General features: G+C 71.8%; 22 protein-coding genes and 1 pseudogene. 16 read left to right on the top strand and 7 right to left on the bottom strand.

The window, feature by feature from the left end:
• A pseudogene (locus AB0C12_RS21735) lies at nt 1-90 on the top strand (ribosome small subunit-dependent GTPase A); the annotation flags it as partial.
• A gap of 42 nt (nt 91-132) precedes the next feature.
• Here AB0C12_RS21735 and rsgA read toward each other — a convergent pair.
• Nucleotides 133-1215, bottom strand: a complete 1083-nt coding sequence (gene rsgA / locus AB0C12_RS21730; protein ID WP_360550599.1) for a ribosome small subunit-dependent GTPase A — start codon at nt 1213-1215, stop codon at nt 133-135.
• The gene (gene aroA, locus AB0C12_RS21725; RefSeq protein WP_360550515.1) at nt 1188-2480 is read right to left on the bottom strand and encodes a 3-phosphoshikimate 1-carboxyvinyltransferase; all 1293 of its coding nucleotides are present in this window, start codon (nt 2478-2480) and stop codon (nt 1188-1190) included. Before aroA ends, rsgA begins: the two co-directional genes overlap by 28 nt.
• A 68-nt stretch (nt 2481-2548) precedes the next feature.
• On the opposite strand from aroA, the gene AB0C12_RS21720 reads away from it, so the two are divergent.
• From AB0C12_RS21720 to AB0C12_RS21695, 6 genes are all read left to right on the top strand, one after another.
• Nucleotides 2549-3238, top strand: a complete 690-nt coding sequence (locus AB0C12_RS21720) for an SOS response-associated peptidase (protein ID WP_360550513.1) — start codon at nt 2549-2551, stop codon at nt 3236-3238.
• 230 nt (nt 3239-3468) lie between these two features.
• Complete coding sequence (locus AB0C12_RS21715) at nt 3469-3864, top strand: WhiB family transcriptional regulator (RefSeq protein ID WP_360550511.1); 396 nt, start codon at nt 3469-3471, stop codon at nt 3862-3864.
• 11 nt (nt 3865-3875) lie between these two features.
• Nucleotides 3876-4478, top strand: a complete 603-nt coding sequence (locus AB0C12_RS21710) for an alpha/beta family hydrolase (protein ID WP_360550509.1) — start codon at nt 3876-3878, stop codon at nt 4476-4478.
• 70 nt (nt 4479-4548) lie between these two features.
• Nucleotides 4549-5379 carry a sigma-70 family RNA polymerase sigma factor gene (locus AB0C12_RS21705; RefSeq protein WP_360550597.1) on the top strand — a complete coding sequence of 277 codons (831 nt, stop codon included), beginning with the start codon at nt 4549-4551 and terminating at the stop codon, nt 5377-5379.
• A 5-nt stretch (nt 5380-5384) separates the two neighbouring features.
• A complete protein-coding gene (gene rsrA, locus AB0C12_RS21700) occupies nt 5385-5663 on the top strand; it encodes a mycothiol system anti-sigma-R factor (RefSeq protein WP_360550507.1) in 279 nt (92 codons plus the stop codon).
• Between the two features lie 273 nt (nt 5664-5936).
• Nucleotides 5937-6152: a biotin/lipoyl-binding carrier protein gene (locus AB0C12_RS21695; protein ID WP_360550505.1), complete on the top strand. Its 216-nt coding sequence runs from the start codon at nt 5937-5939 to the stop codon at nt 6150-6152.
• Here AB0C12_RS21695 and AB0C12_RS21690 read toward each other — a convergent pair.
• Nucleotides 6142-7770, bottom strand: coding sequence for a tetratricopeptide repeat protein (locus AB0C12_RS21690; protein WP_360550503.1), 1629 nt, complete (start codon nt 7768-7770; stop codon nt 6142-6144). The two genes, AB0C12_RS21695 and AB0C12_RS21690, sit on opposite strands and share 11 nt — an antisense overlap.
• 196 nt (nt 7771-7966) lie before the next feature.
• On the opposite strand from AB0C12_RS21690, the gene AB0C12_RS21685 reads away from it, so the two are divergent.
• The 7 genes from AB0C12_RS21685 (at nt 7967) to AB0C12_RS21655 (ending at nt 15213) form a co-directional block, all read left to right on the top strand.
• On the top strand, nt 7967-9001 hold the full coding sequence (locus tag AB0C12_RS21685) for an SIS domain-containing protein (RefSeq protein WP_360550595.1): 1035 nt from the start codon (nt 7967-7969) through the stop codon (nt 8999-9001).
• A 39-nt stretch (nt 9002-9040) separates the two neighbouring features.
• The gene (locus AB0C12_RS21680) at nt 9041-10585 is read left to right on the top strand and encodes a histidine kinase N-terminal domain-containing protein (protein ID WP_360550501.1); all 1545 of its coding nucleotides are present in this window, start codon (nt 9041-9043) and stop codon (nt 10583-10585) included.
• Nucleotides 10586-10622: 37 nt separating this feature from the next.
• Nucleotides 10623-10943, top strand: coding sequence for a hypothetical protein (locus tag AB0C12_RS21675; RefSeq protein WP_360550499.1), 321 nt, complete (start codon nt 10623-10625; stop codon nt 10941-10943).
• A gap of 295 nt (nt 10944-11238) precedes the next feature.
• The gene (locus AB0C12_RS21670; protein WP_360550497.1) at nt 11239-12933 is read left to right on the top strand and encodes a nitrite/sulfite reductase; all 1695 of its coding nucleotides are present in this window, start codon (nt 11239-11241) and stop codon (nt 12931-12933) included.
• A gap of 151 nt (nt 12934-13084) precedes the next feature.
• On the top strand, nt 13085-13840 hold the full coding sequence (locus tag AB0C12_RS21665) for a phosphoadenylyl-sulfate reductase (protein ID WP_360550495.1): 756 nt from the start codon (nt 13085-13087) through the stop codon (nt 13838-13840).
• The gene (locus AB0C12_RS21660) at nt 13822-14583 is read left to right on the top strand and encodes a CbiX/SirB N-terminal domain-containing protein (protein WP_360550493.1); all 762 of its coding nucleotides are present in this window, start codon (nt 13822-13824) and stop codon (nt 14581-14583) included. Before AB0C12_RS21665 ends, AB0C12_RS21660 begins: the two co-directional genes overlap by 19 nt.
• Before the next feature lie 162 nt (nt 14584-14745).
• On the top strand, nt 14746-15213 hold the full coding sequence (locus tag AB0C12_RS21655) for a hypothetical protein (protein WP_360550491.1): 468 nt from the start codon (nt 14746-14748) through the stop codon (nt 15211-15213).
• Between the two features lie 289 nt (nt 15214-15502).
• Here the strand turns inward: AB0C12_RS21655 and AB0C12_RS21650 are convergent, their stop codons facing one another.
• Entirely contained in the window at nt 15503-15757 is a 255-nt protein-coding gene (locus tag AB0C12_RS21650; protein WP_203769420.1) for a WhiB family transcriptional regulator, read from the bottom strand.
• Between the two features lie 411 nt (nt 15758-16168).
• Nucleotides 16169-17119: a diacylglycerol kinase family protein gene (locus AB0C12_RS21645; protein WP_360550489.1), complete on the bottom strand. Its 951-nt coding sequence runs from the start codon at nt 17117-17119 to the stop codon at nt 16169-16171.
• A gap of 53 nt (nt 17120-17172) precedes the next feature.
• Here AB0C12_RS21645 and AB0C12_RS21640 point away from each other — a divergent pair, with 53 nt between their 5' ends.
• Together AB0C12_RS21640 and AB0C12_RS21635 are read left to right on the top strand one after the other, a co-directional pair.
• On the top strand, nt 17173-17562 hold the full coding sequence (locus AB0C12_RS21640) for a hypothetical protein (RefSeq protein ID WP_360550487.1): 390 nt from the start codon (nt 17173-17175) through the stop codon (nt 17560-17562).
• 65 nt (nt 17563-17627) lie between these two features.
• Nucleotides 17628-18323, top strand: coding sequence for an FCD domain-containing protein (locus tag AB0C12_RS21635; protein ID WP_360550485.1), 696 nt, complete (start codon nt 17628-17630; stop codon nt 18321-18323).
• 17 nt (nt 18324-18340) lie between these two features.
• Here AB0C12_RS21635 and AB0C12_RS21630 read toward each other — a convergent pair whose 3' ends face one another.
• Together AB0C12_RS21630 and AB0C12_RS21625 are read right to left on the bottom strand one after the other, a co-directional pair.
• Nucleotides 18341-18745 (bottom strand): ATP-binding protein, encoded by a 405-nt coding sequence (locus tag AB0C12_RS21630; protein WP_233624529.1) that lies wholly within the window; start codon nt 18743-18745, stop codon nt 18341-18343.
• A gap of 38 nt (nt 18746-18783) precedes the next feature.
• A complete protein-coding gene (locus tag AB0C12_RS21625) occupies nt 18784-19227 on the bottom strand; it encodes a GNAT family N-acetyltransferase (RefSeq protein WP_360550593.1) in 444 nt (147 codons plus the stop codon).
• Between the last annotated feature and the right edge of the window lie 4 nt (nt 19228-19231).

The raw sequence follows: 19231 nt of genomic DNA, 5'->3' as shown, positions 1-19231 counted from the left end.
GACTGCAAGCTGGACGCGTGGGTGGCGGCGGGCAAGGCCGACCCGCGGCGGCTGGCGTCGTACCGCCGGCTGTTGAGCTCCCGGGCCGGGCCGGGCCGGGGTCGGCCGGCTCAGGGCCGCCGGGGCCCGGTGCTACTCGCTCTGGTCGCGCGAGTTGTCCTCGCCGGCCCGCGAGCTCAACAGCCGGCGGTACGACGCCAGCCGCCGCGGGTCGGCCTTGCCCGCCGCCACCCACGCGTCCAGCTTGCAGTCCACGTCCGCGGCCGTGTGACCGCAGTTCGGCGGGCAGTCGACCGTGCCTTCGACCAGGTCCGGGAAGCCGTGCAGCAGGCTCTCCGCGCTCACGTGGGCCAGCCCGAAGCTGCGGATGCCCGGCGTGTCGATGATCCAGCCGGGGTCGCCCTTCTTCTGCACCCGGGGGAGGCGCAACGCCACCGCGCTGGTCGAGGTGTGCCGGCCCTTGCCGATCGCGCTGACCACGCCGACCGCCCGCAGCGCGTCCGGTACCAGCCGGTTGACCAGCGTGGACTTGCCGACGCCGGAGTGGCCGACCATCACGGAGATGCGCCCGGCCAGCCGGTCGCGCACCTCGGTGAGGTCGCTCTCCGGCTTGACCAGGACGTACGGCAGGTCCAGCTCGGCGTAGTAGTCGAGCACCGCGGCCGGCCCGGCCAGGTCGGCCTTGGTCAGGCAGAGCAGCGGCTCGATGTCCGCGTCGTACGCCGCCACCAGGCAGCGGTCGATGAAGCCGGTCCGTGGCGGCGGATCGGCCAGCGCGCTGACTATGACGAGCTGATCGGCGTTTGCCACCACGACGCGTTCGAGCCGGCCCTCGGGGGTGGTGTCGTCGTCGTCCGCCGTGCGGCGCAGCACCGACGTGCGTTCGGCGATGCGCACGATCCGGGCCAGTGCGCCGGGGGCTCCGGAGGTGTCGCCGACCAGGGCGACCCGGTCGCCGACGACCACGGACTTGCGGCCCAGTTCGCGGGCGCGCATCGCGGTGATCAGCTCGTCGAGGTGCTCGGCGTCCTCCCGGATGCAGCCGTACCGGCCGCGGTCCACGGTGATCACGAGCGCGTCGACGGCGTCCTCGTGCTTGGGCCTGGTGCGGGTACGCGGACGCGAGGACCGCCCCGGTCTGATCCGGACGTCGTCCTCGTCGTACTCGCGCTTCTTGCCCGGCAGCTTCAGCTCCCTGTCACGAGGTCGGCCCAGAGCTCGGGGAACTCCGGCAGAGTCTTGGAGGTACACGCTACGTCGGTGAGCCGGACGCCCTCGACGGCGAGTCCCAGCACCGCCGCCGCGTGGGCCATCCGGTGGTCGGCGTACGTCTCGAGGGTGGCCGCCCGCAGCGGGCCGGGGGTGATCTCCAGGCCGTCGGGGTGCTCGACGACCTCCGCGCCGATCTTGCGCAGCTCGGTGGCCAGCGCGGCGATCCGGTCGGTCTCGTGGCCGCGGATGTGCGCGACGCCGCGCAGCTCGCTCGGCCCGTCGGCGAGCGCGGCCAAGGCGGCGACGACCGGCGTCAGCTCGCTGACCTCGGACAGGTCGGCGCGCAGGCCGTGCAGCGCGCCGGTGCCCCGGACAGTGAGGCCGGTGTCGTCCTGGGTCACCTCGGCGCCCAGTGCGGTCAGCAGCTCGCTCAGCCGGCCGGCCGGCTGCCAGCTGTCGCGCGGCCAGCCGGCCAGCGTGACGGCGCCGCCGGTGACCATGGCCGCGGCGAAGAAGGGCGCGGCGCCGGACAGGTCGGGCTCGATGTCCCAGGTGCGGCCGTGCAGCCCGCCGGGCTCGACGGCCCACACGTCCGGCACGCTCTCGTCGACCGTCGCGCCCGCGGCGCGCAGCATGTGGGTGGTCATCCGCAGGTGTGGCGCCGAGGGCACCGGCGGGCCCTCGTGGCGCAGCACCAGCCCCTTGGCGAAGCGGGGCGCGGAGAGCAGGAGCCCGGAGACGAACTGGCTGGACCCGGAGGCGTCGATGACCGCCTCGCCGCCGGTGACCAGGCCGGTGCCGCGGATCTCCAGCGGGAGCCCGCCGGTTTCCGAGGCGTCGAGATCGACGCCCAGTGTGCGCAGCGCCTCCACGATCGGACGCAGCGGCCGGTTGCGGGCGTGCGGGTCGCCGTCGAAGGTGACCGGGCCGTCGGCCAGGGCGGCCACCGGCGGGGCGAAGCGCATGATCGTGCCGGCCAGCCCCACGTCGACCCGGGCCGGTCCGCGCAGCGGGCCGGGCGCGACCCGCCACACCTCGTCGGCCGTGGTGTCGACCGCGACGCCGAGGGCTCGCAGCCCGGCGGCCATGAGCGTGGTGTCGCGGGCCCGCAGCGGGCGGCGGATCTCCGACGGGCCGTCGGCGAGCGCGCTCAGCACCAGGGCCCGGGCCGTCATCGACTTGGAGCCGGGCAGGGCGACCGTGGCCGCGACCGGCCGGCTGCCGGCGGGGGCCGTCCAGGGGCGTGCCTGAGCTGTCACGGCCCCCATTCTGCCGTTCGGGTACGACAGCTTGCGCGGGGCAACACGATCGACGCGCCGGGCGTAGGGTCGGCGCTATGTGTGGGCGGTACGCGACGACGCGGAGCGAGGCCGACCTCAGCCTGCTCTTCGACGCCACGAGCGTCACGGAGACGCTGGGGCCGAGCTGGAACGTCGCTCCCACCGATCCCGTTCCCCTGGTGCGCATGTCGCAGCGGCACGGCGGCCGGGTCGTGGACTCCGCGCGCTGGGGCCTGGTCCCGCCGTGGGCCGACGACCCGCGCACCGGCGCCCGGATGATCAACGCCCGGGCCGAGACCGTGGCCACCTCGCGGGCCTTCGCCTCGTCGTTCGAGCGCCGCCGGTGCCTGGTTCCGGCCGACGGCTGGTTCGAGTGGGTCCGCGACGGCAAGACCAAGCGGGCGTTCTACATGACGCCGCGCGATTCCTCGGTGCTCGCCTTCGCCGGCATCTGGACGATGTGGCGCGAGCAGCTGCTGACCTGCAGCGTGCTGACCACCGCCGCGCTGGGTGGGCTGGCCGAGGTGCACGACCGGATGCCGCTGATCCTGCCGCGGGAGCGCTGGTCGCAGTGGCTGGCCGGCGGCGGTGACGCGCCCGCTCTGCTGCAGCCGATGTCGCCCGCCGAGCTGGAAGCGATCGAGGTCCGTCCGGTCCGCCCGGACGTCGGAAACGTCCGCAACAACGGTCCGCATCTGCTGACCGCGCCGGAGCCGGTGACGCCCGCGGAGGTGACGCTGTTCTGAGCCACGAAATGCGATCATTCCGGGTGTCCGAATTGCCGCTTCGCTGATACGCGCGAAGCGTTATATCCCTATATGCAGGGGTTCTCCACTGGAAACTTTGTTGCGAGATAGATAAGACCCTTGTTCTGATCTTCCTCCGTGCGATAGAAACCAGCGCCGGTGTGATGACGATCCGTACGGTGCGGACCGCCCATCACGGCTTTACCGGTACCCACGGGGGAGGTGGGCTGATGACACGTGCTCGAATGCCGCGTCCACATGAGGTCGCCATTGCCAGGCGCGACCCAAGGTTGCTCAGCGCGATCGAAGACCGTCGCAGTGATGAAGCGTGGCGCACCCGCGGCGCCTGCCGCACGGTCGATCCGGAAACGTTCTTCCCGGCTCCGAACGAGCCGTCCGAGAGTGCGGTCGCACTCTGCGGCAGCTGCGATGTCCAAGGGCCGTGCCTGGCCTGGGCCTTGCAGGTGGGCGACTGCCACGGCGTCTGGGGCGGGACGACACCCCGCGAACGGCGGGCGATGCTGGTCGCCTGGCGCGAGCGGGTACGGCCGGACGGCGAGGAAGTCGACGACGGACCGGACGAAGAAGATCGCCGCCTGCTCACACTGGTGCCGGTGAGCCGCTAGACATAGGAGTTGTGCACAGCTTCTCGATCGACACACCGCGCGGGCCGGCGGGGATCCGGATCACGGACCCTGCCGGCCCGTCGCTCTGTCAGCTCGTCCTCGGCCACGGCGCGGGCGGTGACGTGGACGCGCCCGATCTGACCGCGGTGCATGACGCCGCCGTGGCCGCGGGGGCCAGGGTCGCGCTGGTGACCCAGCCGTACCGGGTCGCCGGGCGGCGTGCGCCCGCGCCGGCCGGTCATCTGGACGAGGCCTGGACGGCGGTGGTGGCCGGGATCGCCGACGGCGGCCTGCCGTTGATCCTGGGCGGGCGTTCCAGCGGGGCCCGGGTGGCCTGCCGGACGGCGGAGCAGCTGGGCGCGGCCGGGGTGCTGGCCCTCGCCTTCCCGTTGCATCCGCCGGGCAAGCCGGACCGCAGCCGCGCCGATGAGCTGCCGGCCCGCATCCCGACCCTGGTCGTCAACGGCGACCGTGATCCGTTCGGCGTGCCTGAGCCGGGCGGCGTCGTGGAGGTCGCCGTACGCCCCGGCGCCGTCCACGATCTGCGCCGTGATCTGCCCGGCACCGCGGCGATCGTGGTCGCGTGGCTGCGGGCGCACAGGTGGGCCCGCTGATCCGGAATGCGGGCACCTCCGCCACCGGTACACCACCCGGAAGGCTGTACGTCGGAAGGGGTACCCCAAAGTGCAAGCCGGAACCGGATTCGTCCAGCGCGGCGGCCCGCAGGTGCGCGTGCAGCAACTGCTGCACGCACCCGAGTGGCCGGCGGCTGTCACGGGGCCCGTCACATCATCGGTGAGCGTCACATCACCGGCGGTTTTTGAATCTGTTGACGGGGCACTACCCGTATCCTCGGCGGGGCGGTCGAGGGGAGACGTGCGGGTGACGCCAGCAGAGCGGACGGAAAGAACCGAACGCAGCGAGAAGACCGAGGAGCGCCGGGCGCGCTTCGAGCGGGACGCGCTGCCCTTCGTGGATCAGCTTTACGCGGCCGGCCTGCGCATGACGCGCAACCCGGCCGATGCCGAGGACCTCGTGCAGGAGACCTTCCTCAAGGCGTTCTCCGCGTTCCACCAGTTCGAGGAGGGCACCAACCTCAAGGCCTGGCTGTACCGGATCCTCACGAACACCTACATCAACTCGTACCGGCGCAAGCAGCGTCAGCCCGTGCAGGCTCCCACCGAGGAGATCTCGGACTGGCAGCTCGCCTCGTCCGAGTCGCACACGTCCGCGGGTCTGCGCTCGGCCGAGACCGAGGCGCTGGACCGGCTGCCCGACAGCGACATCAAGGATGCGCTGCAGCAGCTGCCCGAGGAGTTCCGGCTGGCCGTCTACCTCGCCGATGTCGAGGGTTTCTCGTACAAGGAGATCGCCGACATCATGGGTACGCCGATCGGCACGGTCATGTCCCGCCTGCACCGCGGCCGGCGGAACCTCCGCAAGCTGCTCGAGCAGTACGCCGTCGACCGGGGGATCACCCGCACCCCCGGCACGCCCGCCGCACAGGAGGCGTGAGCGACGTGAACGACGAAGCCCAGAAGACCGACTGCAGCGTCGTGATCAGCGAGGTCTACCTGTACCTCGATCTGGAGTGCAGCGACGACCGCCGGGAGCTGATCCAGCGGCACCTCGACGACTGCTCCGACTGCCTGCGCGAGTACGGCATCGAGCACGAGGTGAAGGCGCTCGTCGCCCGTTGCTGCGGCGACGAGACAGCACCGAAGGAGCTGCGCGAGCGGCTCCGGGTCAAGCTCAGCGAGTACGCGGTCGAGGCGGAGAGCCACGAGTTCCTGCCCTGACCCGCGGGCACCGTCAGACGTGAAGGGCCGGTAGCGCGCGCTACCGGCCCTCGCTGTCCACGGCTCAGGAGTTGGGACGCTTGCCGTGGTTGGCGGCGCTCTTCTTCCGGGCCTTCTTCTTACGAGACTTCTTGGCCATCTCGATCTCCGTTCGTCCTCGCGGTCAACCCGCCGATGGTAGACGGCCCGGCCCGCGCGCCCGGTATGCCCCCGCGCCCGGACCGTGATTGGATACCGTCACCGGAGCAGCGCCGCGACGAGGAGGACTACCCCATGGCCGACGAGATCCGCGCCGAGATGGTGGCCAACGTGTGGAAGGTTGTGTCCACCGCCGGGGCCGAGGTCGAGGAGGGCGACACCCTGGTGATCCTCGAGTCGATGAAGATGGAGATCCCGGTGCTCGCCGAGTCCGACGGGGTCGTGGCCCAGCTCGCGGTCAACGAGGGCGACGTGGTGCAGGAAGGCGACCTGATCGCCGTCATCGAATAGGGCGGCCCGACAGCCAGCGCCGCAGGCGACCACCGCGGCGGCGCTGACGGGGCAGCACCGGCGCCGCGTGATCCTCCTCGGCGCGCACCACCTCCGCGGCCCGCAGCCGTACCTCCGCGGCCAGATCCGGGGTCGCCATCGCGAGCTGCGCCACCGACCAGGCCAGCGGCTGCCGCGTCGCGGTGATCTCCGTGAGCCGGCGGGTGACCAGCTCGGCGACGTCGGCCCGGGCCGACGGCTCCACCCAGGCGGCCGTGACCAGGGCGAAGAGCGCCGCCTCGGTGATCTGGTCGGTGCCCGTGGTGGCCAGCTCGACCAGCAGGCGGCGGCGCACGGATCCGGCCCACGGCTCGTCCGTGCGCTGGTGCAGCAGCCCCAGGCACGCCCAGACCTGCGCGCAGCGGGTCCACAACGCCGGGTCGTGGGCGGCCAGCGCCTGTCCCACCTCGTTGTCCGGGGCCGCCGGCGGGTGGGCGATCAGGGCCAGCAGATCCTCCGGCTCGACCAGCACCAGCCCGAGGGCTGCGTCGTAGGCGGCCGGCGGGTGCGGCCACAGCGGATGGGCGACCCGGTGCAGGCGTTCCACCGCCGCCTCAGTCGGGCGGCCCGCCACGAACGGCTCGCGGGCCGGGTCCGGCCCGGTGCCGGGCGCGGCCGGCACCCGGCTGAGCCAGGGCTGGTCGGCGCAGCAGTCGGCCAGGTCGGCGTGCTCGTGGGTGTCGTCGGGGTGGTCACGCTGGAAGTCGGCCAGGCGGATCAGGTGGGTCAGGTCGCCGTCGGCGCGGTAACGCAGCCGGTGCGCGGTGTGCACGGCGCAGTCGAACTCGGGGTCCTTGGCCAGCGCCCGGTCGGCCCAGGCCAGCGCGTCGTCCAGGCGGCCGTGGTCGGCCAGGGTGCCGGCGATGTCGGCGTACACCGAGAGGTCGTCGGGGTCGTACATGACCGCGCGGCGCAGGGCGGCCAGCGACTCGGGGATGCGGTCCGCGCTGCGGTAGGCGTAACCCAGCCAGATCTCGGCCAGCTTGGACGGCCGCAGCCGGGCGCCGCGCACGGCCCACTCGACCGCCAGGGTGGGCTCGCCGAGCCGGCGGGCCAGGGCCGAGCCGGCACCGAGCAGCATGGCCTGCTCCGGGTGCGCCTCGACGGCGTGCCGGACCAACGTCAGATACGGCAGCAGGGACTCGCGGCCGGCCTCGGGGGCCGGGTCTCCGATGGTGGTGCACAGCTGCATGACGATCTGTGCCAGCAGCCCCGGCTCCATCCGGGCGCCCAGCGCGGGGTCGCTGACCCAGGGCACGCCCGCCCAGTCGACGCCGGGCGTGTGCCCGCTGGCCGCGACCAGCAGCGGCAGCCCGTCCTCGGGGCGGCCGGCGGCGGCCAGCAGGTGGGCCCGGGCGACCACCGTGCCGACGAAGGCGTGCTGCTCCAGCGGGAAGAGCTCCAGGCCGCCGTCGGCGCGGGCGGCCAGCCGGCTGAGCAGCTCGTGGGTCTCGGGCAGAGTCGGCGCGTGCGCGATGGCGCCGGCCAGGTGATCGGCGGCGTGGTGCATCTCGCCACGCTCGAGGGCCGCGCGGGCCTGCTCGAGGTCGCGATCGGCGGAGCGCCGGGGGTCTTCCATGGCCACGCCTTCCTCGGATGGCACGCCGTGTGCCACCGACGCGAGCCTAGGCGACGAATCTCGATATGTCAGGCCGCAATCCGTGCGCAGCTGTGCTCGAAACGTTGCGTTTTCCGGCTCAAAAGTGCAACACTGCGCACCGATCGAGCTGTACCGCGCATGAGGGGGAGGACCAGTGACGCAGCGAGGCCAGGGAATGGCGGCCGACATCGCAGAGCAGCCGGGAGGTTACGCACGGCTGCTGGAGGCGGAGTCCGCGAAAGCCATCGCGGAAGCCGCTGCCCGGGTGGCCGAGCGGCGCCCGCGCCACGTGGTCTTCGTCGGCCGCGGGACCTCCGACCACGCCGCGCTCTACGCCGCGTACCTGACCGAGATCCGGCTCGGCCTGCCGGTCGGCCTGGCTTCGCCCAGCGCCATCACCCTCTACGGCGCCCGCCCCGACCTCAAGGACGCGCTGGTCGTGGGGGTCAGCCAGAGCGGCGGCTCGCCCGACCTCACCGAGGTGCTCAAGGTCGCCCGGGAGAGCGGCGCGCTGACCCTCGCGGTGACCAACAACCCCGCCTCCACGCTGGCCCGGACCGCTGAGCTCTCGGTGGATGTGGCGGCCGGTCACGAGCGCGCTGTCGCCGCCACCAAGACCTACACGGCGGAGCTGTTCGCGCTGCTGCTGCTGGTCGAGGGCATCCGCAACGGCGACGGCACCCTGCCCGCCGAGGAACGCGCCGCGCTCGAGAAGCTGCCGCAGCTCGCCGAGGACGCGCTGGGCGATCACGGCGCGGACGAGCTCGCGCAGCGCTACCGCTTCGCGTCGCGCCTGGTCACAACCGGCCGGGGGTACGCGTACCCGACCGCCCGGGAGACCGCCCTCAAGCTGATGGAGACGTCGTACCTGCCGGCCCTGGCCTTCTCGGGCGCCGACCTGTTGCACGGGCCGCTGGCGATGACGGACCCCGACGTACCGGTGCTCGCTGTTGTCGGCACCGGGCCCGGCGGCACCTCCATGGCCGACGTGGTGACCCGCCTGGGTGAGCGACGCGCCGACGTCGTCACCGTCGGGGCCACCGACATCCCCGGCGCCGCCGGCCGGCTCGCCGTCCCGGCGGTCGACGAGCGCTATGCGCCGCTGCTCGACATCCTGCCCCTCCAGCGCCTGGCCCTGGCCCTCGCGCTGGCCCGGGGCGAGGACCCGGACGCGCCGCGCGGCCTGAACAAGGTCACGTCCACGCTCTGATCGTGACGGCCCGCAACATGGGCATGGCAGGCTTGTGCGGTGTCCACGCTGCGCGATCTCGCCGAAGAACACACCGGCCTCGGTCCTGACGACATCGACCACCTGACCCGGCTCGCCGGCGACTGGCAGCTGCTGTCCGATCTCTCCTTCGCTGACCTGCTGCTCTGGGTGCCGTTGCGGGGTGAGGAGGGCCCGCGGGAGTTCCTCTGCGTCGCGCAGGTCCGGCCCAACACGTCCTCGACGGCGTACCAGGACGACCAGGTGGGCAAGAAGGTGGGCGGCCCGGAGGTCGCCCACCTCGACATCGCGTTCACCCAGGGCCGGATCTGGCGCGAGGGCGATCCGGTCTGGTACGGCGACACCCCGGCCCGGCACGAGGCGATCCCGGTACGGCTGCGCGGCGCCGACGAGAACATCGAGGTCATCGCGGTGATCGGCCGCGACACCAACCTGTCCACCGCGCGCACCCCGAGCCAGCTGGAGCTCAACTACCTGACCACGGCCGACGACCTGGCCCAGATGGTCGCCGACGGCACGTTCCCGCCGCCCGCGCACCCGGGCGAGACCACGTCCGCCCCGCGCGTCGGCGACGGGCTGATCCGCCTCGACGCCGGCGGCAAGGTCACCTACGCCAGCCCGAACGCGCAGTCCGCGTACCGGCGGCTCGGGTTCAATGCCCACCTGGTCGGCGAGGAGTTGTCGGTGCTCTCCAGCCGGCTGGCCGCCGACCCGCTCGAGGGCACCGACGCGGCGGAACGCATCCTCACCTCCTTGCGCGGCGAGGCCCCTCCCCGCAAAGAGGTGGAGGCCCGCGGCGCGACCGTGCTGATCCGGGCGCTGCCGCTGATGCCGGCGGGTGTGCCGATCGGCGCGCTGGTGCTGGCCCGGGACGTCACCGAGGTCCGCCGCCGGGACCGGGCCCTGATGACCAAGGACGCGACGATCCGCGAGATCCACCACCGGGTCAAGAACAACCTGCAGACGGTCGCGGCGCTGCTGCGCCTGCAGGCCCGGCGGGTCAACGCCCCGGAGGCCCGGGTGGCCCTGCAGGAATCCGTACGGCGGGTGGCCTCGATCGCCCTGGTGCACGAGACGCTGTCCATGTCGAGCGACGAGGCGGTCGACTTCGACGGCATCGTGGACCGGGTCGCCACGGCGGCCACCGAGGTCGCGGCCACCGAGATCACGGTCAAGATGCGGCGCGAGGGCACGTTCGGCGTACTGCCGGCGGAGATCGCCACCTCGCTGGTGATGGTCCTGAACGAGCTGCTGATCAACGCGGTGGAGCACGGCTTCCCGGCGCCCGACGAGGACGCTCCGGCGCCCGAGCCGTCCCTGACCCCGCCGGCTCCGACCGGCGAGGTGGTGGTCTCGGCGCACCGGTTCCGCAAGCAGCTGCACGTGACCGTGGCGGACAACGGCCAGGGCCTGCCGGACGAGTTCCACGCCGACGCGAGCGGCCGGCTCGGCCTGCAGATCGTCCGCGCGCTGGCCACCGGTGAGCTGCGCGGCAGCATCGAGCTGCGCAACCGGGCCGGCGGCGGCACCGAGGCCGTCCTGGTGGTGCCGCTCGGCAAGCGCTGAATCGTCCGAACCGGCCCGGCTGTGTGAAGATCGGGCCATGGGTGTCCGTAGCGAGGTTCTTCGATTTGTCGAGTTGGGCCCCCTGCCGTCCGAAGCGGACGACTCCGAGGCCGGTGACGCGGCCTTCGGCGAGCTGGAACGCCGCCTGCGGGCCGTGCGGTGGCCGGTGAGCGACGACGAGGCCCGGCTGCTCGTCCGTGGTTTCGGCGACGACGAGTGTTTCGGCCTGGCCTGGCGGCTGTTGCAGCTGGTGGAGACCGCGCCGACCCCGCTGCCGGCCGTGGAGCCCGCGGCGGGCGCCAACGAGTGGTTGCGGCTGCTGTGGCACCGCCGGCACGACGCCGCTCAGGACCTCTGACTCACGGTGTCCGCCGCCACACTCCCGGAATCTGGACCGCACTGGCCGTAAAGGGTCTCGCGTGAGAGGCTTACCGGCATGACCGCTGCAGTTGACCGCCGCTTCGTGGCTCGTCGCCACGTTGATTACGGCCGTGTCCGCAGCGCGATGTGTCCGGCTTCCTGACGCCGCCCGATCTCTTTTTTCGGGCGCGCAAGACGCGCCGGCCCTCGCCAGACAGTGAAGTCGCGAGCCCTCACAGGAGCCGACCGCGTACAGCGCGCCCACCGGCAGAATTACCTGGAGGAACGCCGACATGGCGCTGGACAGCACCCCGGCCACCAAGCCCGCCGCTCGCCCCCGTAAGGCGCGTGGCGAGGGCCAGTGGGCGCTCGGACACCGCGAGCCGCTGAACCCGAACGAGCGGATCAAGAAGGACGACAACCCGCTCAACGTCCGGGCCCGGATCGAGAACATCTACGCCCACACCGGCTTCGCGGGCATCGACCCGCAGGACCTGCGGGGGCGGTTCCGCTGGTGGGGCCTCTACACCCAGCGCAAGGCGGGGATCGACGGCGGTCGCACCGCGGTGCTCGAGCCGCACGAGCTCGAGGACGAGTACTTCATGCTCCGCGTCCGCATCGACGGCGGCGCCCTCAACCTCGCCCAGCTGCGGACCATCGCCGACATCTCCACCGAGTTCGCCCGCGGCTCCGCCGACATCACCGACCGGCAGAACATCCAGCTGCACTGGATCCGGGTCGAGGACATGCCGGAGATCTGGCGCCGGCTGGAGGCGGTCGGCCTGGAGACCACCGAGGCCTGCGGCGACTGCCCGCGCGTCGTGCTGGGCAGCCCGGTCGCCGGCGTCTCCACCGAGGAGGTCATCGACCCGACCCCGGCCATCGACACGATCGTCGAGCGGTATCTCGGTGACCCGCGCTACTCCAACCTGCCCCGCAAGTTCAAGACGTCGATCTCGTGGCTGGCCGACACGCCGCACGAGGTGAACGACATCGCGCTGCTCGGCGTGGTGCACCCGCAGCACGGACCGGGCTTCGACGTCTGGGTCGGCGGCGGCCTCTCCACCAACCCGCGGCTCGCCGAGCGGCTGGGCGTGTGGGTGCCGCTGGACGAGATCCCGGACGTCTGGGAGGGCGTGGTCGGGATCTTCCGCGACTACGGCTACCGGCGCCTGCGCAACCGGGCCCGGCTGAAGTTCCTGCTGGCCGACTGGGGCGTGGCGAAGTTCCGCGAGGTCCTGGAGAAGGAATACCTGGGCCGGGCCCTGATCGACGGGCCGCCGCCGGTGCTGCCGGACAAGCCGGTCGACCACATCGGCGTGCACAAGCAGCGCGACGGCCGGAACTACGTGGGTGCGGCGCCGGTCGTCGGCCGTTCCTCCGGGGAGCAGCTCAGCAAGCTGGCCGACCTGGTGGCGGCCCATGGCTCCGACCGGGTGCGGCTCACCCCGTACCAGAAGCTCCTGGTCCTGGACATCGCCGACGACCAGGTCGAACCGCTGGTCGCGGGCCTGCGCGGGATCGGGCTGGAAGCCCGGCCGTCGGCCTGGCGCCGCGGCACCATGGCCTGCACCGGCATCGAGTACTGCAAGCTCGCGATCGTCGAGACCAAGGCCCGCGGCGAGGAGCTCGTCGCCCGGCTGGAGGAGCGGCTGCGCGACTTCGACGCCGACATCTCGATCCACATCAACGGCTGCCCCAACGCCTGCGCCCGCACCCAGGTGGCCGACATCGGCCTCAAGGGCATGCTCGTCATGAACGAGCACGGCGAGCAGGTCGAGGGCTTCCAGATCCACCTCGGCGGCGGCCTCGGCATGGCGCAGGGCCAGACCGCCGGCTTCGGCCGCAAGGTGCGGGGCCTGAAGGCCACCGCGGAGGAGCTCCCCGGGTACGTGGAGCGCCTCGCCCGCAACTTCCTGGCCGGCCGCACCGACGGCGAGACCTTCGCCGACTGGGTGATCCGGGCGGAAGAGGAGCTCGTGAAATGAGCGACGCCAGATCTGCCCCGCTCTACTGCCCGTATTGCGGTGAAGAGGACCTCCGCCCCAACGAGGCTTCGCACGGTGCCTGGGAGTGCCACTCCTGCGCCCGTGTTTTCACGGTCAAGTTCAACGGACTGCTCGCCAAGGGAGTGAACCGATGACTGTGGTGACCGCCGCCGGTCTGGGACTGGTGTCCCTCGGGGCCCCGGCCGACCCGGACCGCCGACCCGCTCTTGAGCTGAAGGCGCTGGCCGATGACGCCGGCGTCGCGCTCGAGGGTGCCCCCGCCGAGGAGATCGCCCGCTGGGCGACCAGCACCTTCGGCGACCGCTTCTGCGTGACCAGCTCGATGGCCGACGCGGTCGTGGCCCACCTGTTCTCCCGGGTCTCGCCCGGGGTGGACGTGGTGTTCCTCGACACCGGCCTGCACTTCCCCGAGACCCTCAAGGTCCGCGACACGGTCGCCCGCACGATGGACGTCAACGTGCGCTCGATCCGCCCGCGGATGACGGTCGGCCAGCAGGACGGCGAGTTCGGGCCCCGGCTCTTCGCCCGCAGCCCGGACGAGTGCTGCTTCCTGCGCAAGGTCGAGCCGCTCGAGCGCGCCCTGAGCGACTACGACTCCTGGGCCACCGGCCTGCGCCGTGACGAGTCCCCGACCCGGGCCAACACCCCGGTCGTGGCCTTCGACGCCAAGAAGGGCAAGGTCAAGGTCAACCCGATCGCGGCCTGGACGCAGGCCGACGTCGACCGCTACATCGCCCGCTGGAACGTGCCGGTCAACGAACTCTTCAAGAAGGGGTACGGCTCGATCGGCTGCTGGCCGTGCACGCGGCGCACCAAGGCCGGCGAGGACCCCCGCGCGGGCCGCTGGGCGATGTTCGAGAAGACCGAATGCGGCCTGCACGTCTAGCCGTCACGCTGACCGCCCACGGCAGCCGTGACCCACGCGCGGCCCGGGCGACCGAGGCGCTGACCCGGGCTGTCGCGGCCCGGCACCCGGAGTGGGAGGTGCGAGCCTCCTACCTCGACCATGCCGGCCCACGCCCACGGGAGGTGCTGGCCTCGTACGCCGAGGCCGGTCACCGGCGGGCAGTGCTGATCCCGTTGCTGCTGACCTCGGCGTACCACGGCCGGGTCGACGTGCCGGGCGAGATCACCGCGGCCCGGGCGTCGCATCCGGAGCTGGACGTCTCTCAGGCTGAGGTGCTGGGACCGGTCGGCGGACGCGTGCCCGGGCTGCTGCTGGACGGTCTGGTGGCGCGGCTGGGGCCGGTTGGGGCGGATGCGCTGGTGCTGGCGGCGGCCGGGACCCGTAACGCTGCGGCGCGTACGACGGTGGAGCAGGCTGCGGCGGCCCTGAGCGCTCGGGTGGGGGTGCCGTGCCGGGTGGCGTATGCCTCGGCCGCCCCGCCGCTGTCGGGTGACGTCGTTCGTGATCTCCGGGGTGCGGGGTATGAGCGGGTTGCTCTGGCTTCGTACTTTCTTGCTCCTGGGCTGTTGTGGGATTCGACCGTGGCGTCGGCTCGGGAGGCGGGGATCGTTGCGGCGGCCGAGCCGCTGACGGATATCCCGGCTATCGCTGAGCTGGTCGCCGGGCGGGTGCTGGAAGCTACCGCCCCGCCGGCGACCGCGGTCGCTGCGCTCGCGGCCTGAGGGACCTGCCCACGGTTTGTCCCAGCGCCGCCGGCCCGCTGGGGCTCGGAAGTCCGCTGGGGCTCGTCTGGCCACCCTGCCGGGAACCGGGCACTGTCCGGGAGACCGGGTCCGGCGGAATCTCGGGTGCTCCGGCCGGTGCTGTCCGGCATTCTGGCCGCCATGGAAGACCAGCTCAGGTATCGCGACCCGGGGACGCGGAGCTATGACCTCGCGATCGATGTCGACGTCGTCTGCCCGCGGTGCGGTGGCCGGGCGTTCGTCATCGCTGAGCCGGTCGACGGTGTGCTCGCCCTCTCCTGGCCACGCCGGTTCGTGTGTCCCGGTTGTGGGCGCTCGGCGTTCTGGGAGCCGGCGCGGCGCTGGTCGTGCTGGGGTGGCCCGACCGACCCGTTCTTCGGGCTGCCGCTGTGGCTGCGGACGACGTGTTGCGGTGGGCGGACCCTCTGGGCCTTCAACCGAGCGCACCTGGAGCTGCTGGAGGGACACCTCGCCGCCGGGTTGCGGGAGCGGGGGACAGCGGGCCAGGGCTTGACGTTGCTCGCCCGGCTGCCGGCCTGGCTCAAAGCCGGTCGGCACCGCGGCGAGGTGCTCCGCGCCCTCGACCGGCTCCGGCGGTCACTCGACTGACCCGGTCACCGGCCGTCACGCCGGGGAGTGGCCACATTGAGTGATCGTCCGGCTGCGGGGGTGTCCACTGCGGAGGGTGGGCGGGCATCGACGAATAGTGGCTTCGATAACGGTAATTTCGAGATCATTTCGCGAGCGGCCGTGATCGCATTCATGCCGTGCGTCACCATTGCGTGGCGTAATCGCATCGAAACAGCCGATGATCGGAGTCGGTCAGCGGTAGGGTCCCGGACAGCACGACGCCCCGGAGCCGATGTGGCCCGGGGCGTGAATGCTGTGAGGGGATTGTTCAGGCGGTGGGGGCACTGACCCGGAGGCCGCCGCGACGCTTGACCGCGCGACGCTCGTCCTCGCTCATACCGCCCCATACGCCGGCGTCCTGTCCGGACTCGAGCGCCCAGGCGAGGCACGACTCGGTCACGGTACACCGCCGGCAGACGGCCTTGGCCTGCTCGACCTGCAGGAGTGCGGGGCCAGACGTCCCGATCGGGAAGAACAGCTCCGGGTCCTCGTCGCGGCAGATCGCATGGTGACGCCAGTCCATGGCGGCAACACTCCTTGTTTCTGGATTGGGTAGAGAATGGTGCTACTTACTTTTATCTGCATCCGCGCCGGGACCGACGGACAGCGTTCGTCAGATCACCGGTGCGTGAGCAAGCTTTGTGCGCGATGCCGTTCCGTGCCTTCTGGATTAAGGAACGTGTACGAGCGGCATCGGGTTACTTCTTATCGCTTGTGAATGCTTTCACGAACTCCCGCGATGTCAAGGGTAGCGCTCGGAAATTCTCCCAGCGGGTGAGCTAGCTCACGACCCCTTTGTCCGGTTCTGGGGGATCTTCCAGGACCGGCGGACGACCGCTCCTATCAATGTAGTACGGTACGCGCCGCGTTGCCGACCTTTTGCCCGTCTTTCTGTAACAGATCGTGATGAGGTTCCGAACGGCGTACCCGATCCTCAGCAGATCACACGTAGCGCTTCGGGAACGGACAGGAAGTGCACCTTCTGGCGTTCGCCCAGGTAGTCGCCGTCGAGCTGGAAGGGCTGCGGACGGCTGGCGATGACGGTGAAGTCGGCCTGGTCGTGCAGGCGCAGCACGTGCTTGCCGTGCGGATCCGCGTTGCGGGAGACCATCTGCGTCACTGTCCGTGTTGTGCTGGCGATGTATAGGTTACGAACGGCCAGCAGGTCAAGTCCCCGGTCGAACGAGGCGTCGGGGTTCGGGTTGATGGCCCGGTCGCCGACGTAGGTCCACGGGGCCGTGTTCTGGATGATGACGGTGCCCAGACCGGTCTCCGGCTCCTCGCCGGGTCGCTCGATCGAGAGCGGCGGCGACTTGCGGTCCTCGCCCGAGAAGATCTGCCCGATCATCGACCGGACATAGAGCGAGGGAGTGGACGTGCGGCCGCGCAGCCGCGCCTGCTCGACCCGGCGCACCACGGCCGCGTCCAGCCCGAGCCCGGCCGTGAAGGTGAAGTAGCGGTCATCGGCCCGGCCGAGCCCGATCACCCGGTGCCGGCCGGAGCGCAGCCCGTCCAGGATCACGCTGGTGCCGTCGACCCAGTCGCGCGGCAACCCCAGCGCGCGGGCGAAGACGTTGGTGGAGCCGCCCGGGACGACGGCGAGGGCCGGCAGCCGGAAGGCCGGTGCGGTGCCCCGGGCCGCGAGCCCGGGGTCGGCGGTCATCAGCCCGTTCACGGCCTCGTTCACCGTGCCGTCCCCGCCGAGCGTCACCACCACATCGACGCCGCTCTCGGCGGCCGCCCGCGCCAGACCCGCGGCGTGACCGCGTTTCATGGTGTATTCGACGGTCAGGTCGACCTCGCTGCGCAGGGCCCGGACCAGGACGTCGCGGCTGCGCTCATTCGTCGTGGTGGCTTTGGGATTAACCACCAGTAACGCTCGCATGGGCGGCACTGTACCTCTCAGGAACGCTCTGAGCTGGCCGGTATCGTACAGCGGTGACCCCCCGAGAACTCGATTCCCCGGCGACGCTGGTCTGGGCGGTACGCCTGCTCTTCGCGGAGGCCGTCGCGCTCGTGGTGCTGACCGCGTACCTGCTGGTGCTGGACTTCACCGCCGAGGCCGGCAGCATCGCGGTCGCCGTCGCACTCACCGGTTTCGCGGCCGTCGCGGCCGTCGCTGTGGTCTTCGTCGCACGCGCGCTGGCGCGGCGCTCGACGCATGCCCGCGGCCCGGCCATCGTCGTGCAGCTCTTCGTGATCGCCTCCGGCGGCTTCCTGCTCCAGACCGGTACGGCGTGGATCGGCGCGCTGCTGATGGTGCTCGGCGCCGGAGTCGGACTGCTCTGTGTGCTGCCGCCGACCACGCGCGCTCTCGGACTCGACTGAAGCCCCCTTCCCACCCGCGTCCGACGGCCTACTCTGAGTGGGCGGATCACAAGGGGGTGAGGGCAGTGGCCGGACCGACGGTGCGCCCGCCGGCGTACCAGCTCCTGGCGGACGAACTGCGCGACGAGATCACGTCGGGCCGGTTGCAGCCCGGGGAGCGGCTGCCACCGGAGCCTGAGCTGTGCGTCCGTTCGGGCGTGAGCCGCAGCACCGTCCGCGAGGCGTTACGTCTGCTGGCCAGCCAGCACCTGATCGTCACCACCCGGGGTGTCACGGGCGGCAGCTTCGTCGCGCACCCCGACGCCGAGCAGCTCTCCGAGGCGCTCTCCACCGGGCTCACTCTGCTGAGCAACTCCGCCGAGGTGGGCATGGCCGATCTGCTGGAGCTGCGCCGCGCCCTGGAGGTGCCCGCCGCCGGGCTCGCCGCGCAACGCCGTACGGATGCGAACCTGATCGAGATGCGCGGCGCGATGTTCGATCCCGACCTGGACGAGCTGCAGACCATGCTGGCCGCGCACGCGGCCTTTCACGCGGCGGTCGCCTCGGCGACCGGCAATCCGCTGTTCGAGCTGGTCACCCGCCCGCTCTACCACGTCACCTACGGCGAGGAGATCGTCGAGAACCTGCCCGGCGACTACTGGGCGCGCATCGACGCCGACCACCGCGAGCTGCTGATGTGTGTGAAGGCCGGCGACGCGGCGGCCGCCATGGAGGTCGGCCGGCGGCACCTGGACTACATCATGGTGGCGACCGCGCGCTGACTCTGGAAAGGAGCGGGTCAGATCTCGGTGCGGCGGGTCAGCAACCGGATCGTGGCGTGCCGGCCGGTCGCCTCGGCGGACGCCGACGTGGTCAGCGCGGTCAGCACCTTCCACGCGAAAGAGGACTCCGACGGGAGCCGGGCGCCGCGCACTGTCGACACCGTCACCTCGACGGTGAGCGCGTCGTCGGTGACCGCGAAGCGGCATTCCAGCTCGGCGCCGCGGGTGGCGATGGCCAGCAGCATGGCGCAGGCCTCGTCGACCGCGATGCGCAGGTCCTCGATCTCGTCGAGCGCGAAGTGCAGGCGGGCAGCGAGGCCGGCCGTGGCTGTACGGAGCACGCCGAGGTACCCGCCGTCGGCGGGCACGGTCAGCAGCACGACGTCGTCACCGAACGCCGGCTCCGGATGCGTTGTCTGCAGCTGAGTCACCGAACCCATCCTCCCAATGGAGGAGAACTCTAGCCCCTGACGGGGGAGGCGCGCTCGGCGAGTTGGTTCAGCGCGGCGCCGGACAGCCGGTACGGCAGCCAGTCGGCCACGACCTCGGCCCCGATCGCGGCGTAGAACTCCGCGGCCGGATTCCAGTCCAGCATCACCCACTCGAGGCGCTGGTAACCCCGTTCCACGCAGATCTGGGCCAGCGTGGCGAGCAGCGCGGCCCCCGCGCCGGTGCCCCGGGCATGCGGGCGGACGTACAGGTCCTCCAGGTGGACGCCGTGCGTTCCCTCCCACGTGGAGAAATTCAGGAACCAGAGCGTGAAACCGTACGGGGTGTCGTCGGCGTCGACCGCGACGTGGCCGAACACCGCCGGGTGCTCACCGAACAGGGCTGTGCGCAACTGCTCTTCGGTGAGGTGGCAGGAGTCCGCGGCGCGCTCGAACTCGGCGAGCTCGTGCACCATCGCG

Source organism: Actinoplanes sp. NPDC048967, assembly GCF_040649415.1.
Classification (GTDB): Bacteria; Actinomycetota; Actinomycetes; order Mycobacteriales; family Micromonosporaceae; genus Actinoplanes.
The sequence above is the reverse complement of the archived record's forward strand: the minus strand, read 5'-3'. Positions and strand labels throughout refer to the sequence as shown.

What these genes read in the sequence shown, in the direction of transcription:
- aroA (WP_360550515.1), bottom strand. Translation starts at nt 2,480, where the DNA reads ATGGGGGCCGTGACAGCTCAGGCACGCCCCTGGACGGCCCCCGCCGGC.
- AB0C12_RS21720 (WP_360550513.1), top strand. Translation starts at nt 2,549, where the DNA reads ATGTGTGGGCGGTACGCGACGACGCGGAGCGAGGCCGACCTCAGCCTG.
- AB0C12_RS21715 (WP_360550511.1), top strand. Translation starts at nt 3,469, where the DNA reads ATGACACGTGCTCGAATGCCGCGTCCACATGAGGTCGCCATTGCCAGG.
- AB0C12_RS21695 (WP_360550505.1), top strand. Translation starts at nt 5,937, where the DNA reads ATGGCCGACGAGATCCGCGCCGAGATGGTGGCCAACGTGTGGAAGGTT.
- AB0C12_RS21690 (WP_360550503.1), bottom strand. Translation starts at nt 7,770, where the DNA reads ATGGAAGACCCCCGGCGCTCCGCCGATCGCGACCTCGAGCAGGCCCGC.
- AB0C12_RS21685 (WP_360550595.1), top strand. Translation starts at nt 7,967, where the DNA reads ATGGCGGCCGACATCGCAGAGCAGCCGGGAGGTTACGCACGGCTGCTG.
- AB0C12_RS21675 (WP_360550499.1), top strand. Translation starts at nt 10,623, where the DNA reads ATGGGTGTCCGTAGCGAGGTTCTTCGATTTGTCGAGTTGGGCCCCCTG.
- AB0C12_RS21670 (WP_360550497.1), top strand. Translation starts at nt 11,239, where the DNA reads ATGGCGCTGGACAGCACCCCGGCCACCAAGCCCGCCGCTCGCCCCCGT.
- AB0C12_RS21665 (WP_360550495.1), top strand. Translation starts at nt 13,085, where the DNA reads ATGACTGTGGTGACCGCCGCCGGTCTGGGACTGGTGTCCCTCGGGGCC.
- AB0C12_RS21660 (WP_360550493.1), top strand. Translation starts at nt 13,822, where the DNA reads ATGCGGCCTGCACGTCTAGCCGTCACGCTGACCGCCCACGGCAGCCGT.
- AB0C12_RS21655 (WP_360550491.1), top strand. Translation starts at nt 14,746, where the DNA reads ATGGAAGACCAGCTCAGGTATCGCGACCCGGGGACGCGGAGCTATGAC.
- AB0C12_RS21650 (WP_203769420.1), bottom strand. Translation starts at nt 15,757, where the DNA reads ATGGACTGGCGTCACCATGCGATCTGCCGCGACGAGGACCCGGAGCTG.
- AB0C12_RS21645 (WP_360550489.1), bottom strand. Translation starts at nt 17,119, where the DNA reads ATGCGAGCGTTACTGGTGGTTAATCCCAAAGCCACCACGACGAATGAG.
- AB0C12_RS21625 (WP_360550593.1), bottom strand. Translation starts at nt 19,227, where the DNA reads ATGGTGCACGAGCTCGCCGAGTTCGAGCGCGCCGCGGACTCCTGCCAC.